Raw genomic sequence first — 3,890 nt, forward strand, 5'->3', positions numbered from 1 at the left:
CTCAAGGGTCGTTGCGACGGTTTCCGCTATCTCAGTTTCATCATTTCTTCTCTGAAGGCTTCGGTCGGCGTTCGCCATCCCAGACACTTTCTGGGAGTGCCGTTCAGGCGGTCGCAAATCGCCTTCATGTTGCGATTTGAGAGCGCCGCCACTTGCGTGTCGCGCGGCAGGTATCTGCGCGCACGTTGGTTCAGGTTCTCGACCGATCCCTTCTGCCAGGGCGCCTGCGGATCGCAGAACCAGGCCTCGGTGCCCATCCCCGGCTTCAGCTTGCGCCAGTTCCGGAACTCGATGCCTCTGTCAAACGTGATCGAACGGCGTGCGGACTGGGGCACGGGTGCCATGACATCCATCAGCCGGTTCATCAGATGCGTCGTGCTGCGATCATCGTTGCGGAACAGGACGGCGAAGCGGGTCTTGCGCTCGACCAGTGAGGCGACGTTCATTGTGCCTTGGGCGCGCTCGAAGATCATCAAATCGCCCTCCCAATCGCCAAATGTCTCACGCGTGTTCACGTATTCTGGGCGCTCATGGATGGAACGATCCGGCGGAAACACAAGGCCCCGTGGCCGTCTGGCGTATCGCGGTCTGCGTTTCTTGCGGCGGCTGGGCAGATACCGCGCCAGCGCGTCAGATTGGCCCTCACGACTGTAGACATGAGCGTAGATGGTCTCGTGACTGATGCGGATCGGCTGGCCTTCGAACCAAAGGCGACCCGCGATCTGCTCCGGAGGCCAGCCTTCCTTGAGGCGGCCGATCACCGCTTCTCGCAGAGCGGACAGGCGGAGCAGTTTGCGTCGCCGTGCGCGTCTCGCTTCGGCCGAACGCTGAGCATTCACACCGTAGTAACCGCTCAGATACAGCAGCTCGTGGTCTTCAAAATAGTTGCGCTTGATCTCGCGATAGACGGTTGAGCGATGCCTGCCGATCTTAACAGCGATCTTGCTCACCGGCACCTTCGCATTCAACATGTCCTCGATCGTGCGTCTTTCAGGCAAATCCAGCTCTGTGTGGGCCATGTCCGCTCTCCTTGCTTTTCAGCAAGATAGGGGAATTGTCGCAACCCAGTTTAGAATGTGCCCGCGTGCCTCTCAGCATACTGCAAATCGTAGCTTATGTCAGTGTCCGAATTTCGAGGAGTAGCTCACAGATGCCCGGCGAACGGGTCTTGCTTCAGCACCGCCTCGGCCTGTGCCGCGAGCGCCGCAAAGCCCTTGCGCATGTCGGTGACGCCCGCCGCGAGCCAGACCCGCGTGTTGGCCGGAACCGGGATCACGTCGTCAGGCCCCGGATCAGTCGCGCCAGCGCCTCGGGATCATAGCTGCCGCTGATCCGCATCCGGTGCCCTCCAGCAAGTTCGATCCCGATGTGGTTCTCGGCGGCAGGGGCTGTCGGGGCAGACCTGGTCTCCGCGACGATCTCTACGGGCAGAAAGCGTGCCTCCTCTGACGCGGGCGGAGCCGAGGCGCGGTCCGGCGCATAACGGGGATCGCGCAGCCACTTGAAGATCGGGTTCGCGTTCACCGAGTAGCGCCGCGCAACCTGTGCCACCGAAACGCCCGGCACAATCGTCTGGAAACAGATCGACCGCTTCTCCTCGTCCGTCCAAAGCCGCTTCGTCCGACGCGCCACGCCATCACCAAAGTGTCTATTATCGATGGTGGACACTATCCGACTCTATCAGCCCGCGGCAGGGCCGTCAGGCCAAACGCTTACTCTAAGGCGACAGGGAGTGTGCTTAAGTCTGTGTATCTGGCCCGTTCCATACGGTTGCAGATACTCGAGCGTCGAAGCGCTAGTCGAACATTTTGGCGAACTGATTGCGGGTCGCAAACTATTCCCTGACGTTGCGCCCATCCTTCTCGAAGTTGCGGATGGCTAGGTAGATCAGCTTCGTCGCAGCCTCGTCGGTCGGGAAGGCCCTCCGCGTCTTGATCTTTATCCGGATCATGCGGTTCAGGCTTTCGATGAAATTCGTCGTGTAGATGATCTTTCGGATCGTCGGATGGAAGCCGAAGAACGGGATCACCTCGGCCCATGCCCTGCGCCAAGCCGGGGCGATCGACGCGTATTTCCCGGCTCATTTCTCCTCGAGGGCATTGAGCTCCGCGGCGGCCAGATCGGCGCTCGGAGCGCTGTAGATCCGTCGCAGGTCGGCGGCCACGGCCTTGGCGTGCTTCCATGAACAGAAGTTCAGGGAATGGCGCACCAGATGCAACTCAGGGCCGTGGCATCGACCAACGGCGGGTTCACCCAGGGCCGACGCCGAACGCTTCAGAAAATGCCCGGCCACGTGTGCCGATCATTTCACGGCCGCTGGACGGCCATGATGTGATCGGCACACGACCGGCGCATTCACTTGTGGCGCGTGCGCCGCTTTTGCCCGGCAAGACCCAGTACCGCTGCCCCAAGAAGCAGGGCCGATGCCGGCAGCGGAATGGGCGTCGTGATCGGGTCCGCCTCGACGACGATCCGCGCAGTGTCCGTCGTGTTAAACACAGCCGCGCCGAATCGGGTGAACATAAGATCTTGACCGAAAGCTTGGAACGGATCGATGACGATATCCGTGATGCCCGCTGCAACGGCTTCGAAATTCAGCGTGACGATATCGAGATCGCCAGACGGAAAGAGGAAGGTTCCCGCCGTCAGGCTTTCGACGGTCACCAAACCGCCCAAAGCCTCTGCGGCCTGTGCATTGGCAAGCTGATCCACGGCGAATGCATTGAATACAGCGGAAAAGACGCCGCCAGTGTAGGAGACCACATCACTGTCATATGTGAGGCCGAACCCAACCCCATCGAACTCGGGAACGTTCATAACCTGCCATGTCAGGCTGAATGCATCGCCGACATTCAAAGGCCCAGTCGGCGATATAAGATTAGATGATGCAGCGTTGGCAGATGAGGCTGACACTCCAACCGCGAGGGTCAGTGCAGCCAAGGAAACACGCATAAACGACATAGATAAAGATCCTCTTCTTTGTTGGGGAGATCGTTACACTAGGTAAACGGGAAGTCAAATGCTGACGGGCCGGGCTGGCCTCCTACGAAGTCCAGAAAAGTCCCGAAATCGACGTTGTTGACGAACCCGTCACCGTTGAAGTCGGCGTCGAGGCCCGATGTTGGGTCCATCGGATCCACGGCGCTGAATTTTCCAACATCTGCGAGGAACAGCCCAAAATCGACATTGTTGACGATCCCGTCGTTGTTCAGGTCGGGGTCGGCAACGTTTCCGATGCCGTCGCCATTGCTGTCCCGCTGATCGGGATTGAACACGAAGGTCGCGTTGTCGGTGTCGTCGAAAATGCCGTCTCCGTCGCTGTCGTCGACCACGATAACCGTCGCGGTAGCGGTCGCCGTACCGCCATTGCCGTCGTCCACGAGATAATCGAAACTGTCGGGGCCCGTGAAACCGGAGAACGCCTCGTAGGTAAAGGAACCGTCCGAGGCAAGGGCAAGCGTTCCTCCGGACGGCCCCGCCAGTTCCGCCGCCGAAAGCGTGTCGCCGTCCACGTCCGTGTCGTTGGCAAGCACGCCCGCTGCGACACCCACGGCCAATGGCGTGCCGACATAGGCGGTGTAACTCTCGCCCGACGCGACGGGCGCGTCGTTCACAGGGTCCACCGTCAGGCTCACCGTCGCCGTGTCGGTCAGCGTGCCGTCGCTCACCTGATAGGTGAAGCCGTCCGTGCCGTTGAAGTCCGCGTCCGGCGTGTAGGTGAACGTCCCGTCGCCGTTGAGGCTCAGCGTGCCGTTCGCCACCCCCGACACCACGCTGTAGACCAGCGTGTCGCCGTCCGGATCGCTGTCGTTGCCCGCGACCGACGCCCCCGTCAGCGCCACGTCCTCGTCCGTCGTGAACGCGTCCGACACCGCCACCGGCGCGTCGTT

Annotated in this window: 4 protein-coding genes and 2 pseudogenes; all 6 read right to left on the reverse strand. The window is 61.0% G+C overall.

Annotated elements, in window-relative coordinates; translation table 11 throughout:
- Positions 1-26: 26 nt before the first annotated feature.
- The gene (locus DKT77_RS16720) at positions 27-1,019 is read right to left on the reverse strand and encodes an IS30 family transposase (protein WP_109809748.1); all 993 of its coding nucleotides are present in this window, start codon (positions 1,017-1,019) and stop codon (positions 27-29) included.
- Between the two features lie 128 nt (positions 1,020-1,147).
- Positions 1,148-1,276: pseudogene (tnpB, locus tag DKT77_RS16725) on the reverse strand (IS66 family insertion sequence element accessory protein TnpB); the annotation flags it as partial.
- Positions 1,273-1,632, reverse strand: a complete 360-nt coding sequence (gene tnpA / locus DKT77_RS16730; RefSeq protein WP_238547968.1) for an IS66-like element accessory protein TnpA — start codon at positions 1,630-1,632, stop codon at positions 1,273-1,275. The pseudogene tnpB and the gene tnpA, both read right to left, overlap by 4 nt.
- Before the next feature lie 202 nt (positions 1,633-1,834).
- A pseudogene (locus DKT77_RS16735) lies at positions 1,835-2,293 on the reverse strand (transposase).
- Between the two features lie 62 nt (positions 2,294-2,355).
- On the reverse strand, positions 2,356-2,961 hold the full coding sequence (locus tag DKT77_RS16740; RefSeq protein WP_109812829.1) for a cohesin domain-containing protein: 606 nt from the start codon (positions 2,959-2,961) through the stop codon (positions 2,356-2,358).
- A gap of 38 nt (positions 2,962-2,999) precedes the next feature.
- A partial coding sequence (locus DKT77_RS16745) for a cadherin-like domain-containing protein (protein ID WP_146205026.1) occupies positions 3,000-3,890 on the reverse strand: 891 nt, incomplete at its 5' end.

The sequence above is a fragment of the Meridianimarinicoccus roseus genome, assembly GCF_003172915.1.
Classification (GTDB): Bacteria; Pseudomonadota; Alphaproteobacteria; order Rhodobacterales; family Rhodobacteraceae; genus Meridianimarinicoccus; species Meridianimarinicoccus roseus.

What these genes read in the sequence shown, in the direction of transcription:
- DKT77_RS16720 (WP_109809748.1), bottom strand. Translation starts at nt 1,019, where the DNA reads ATGGCCCACACAGAGCTGGATTTGCCTGAAAGACGCACGATCGAGGAC.
- DKT77_RS16740 (WP_109812829.1), bottom strand. Translation starts at nt 2,961, where the DNA reads ATGTCGTTTATGCGTGTTTCCTTGGCTGCACTGACCCTCGCGGTTGGA.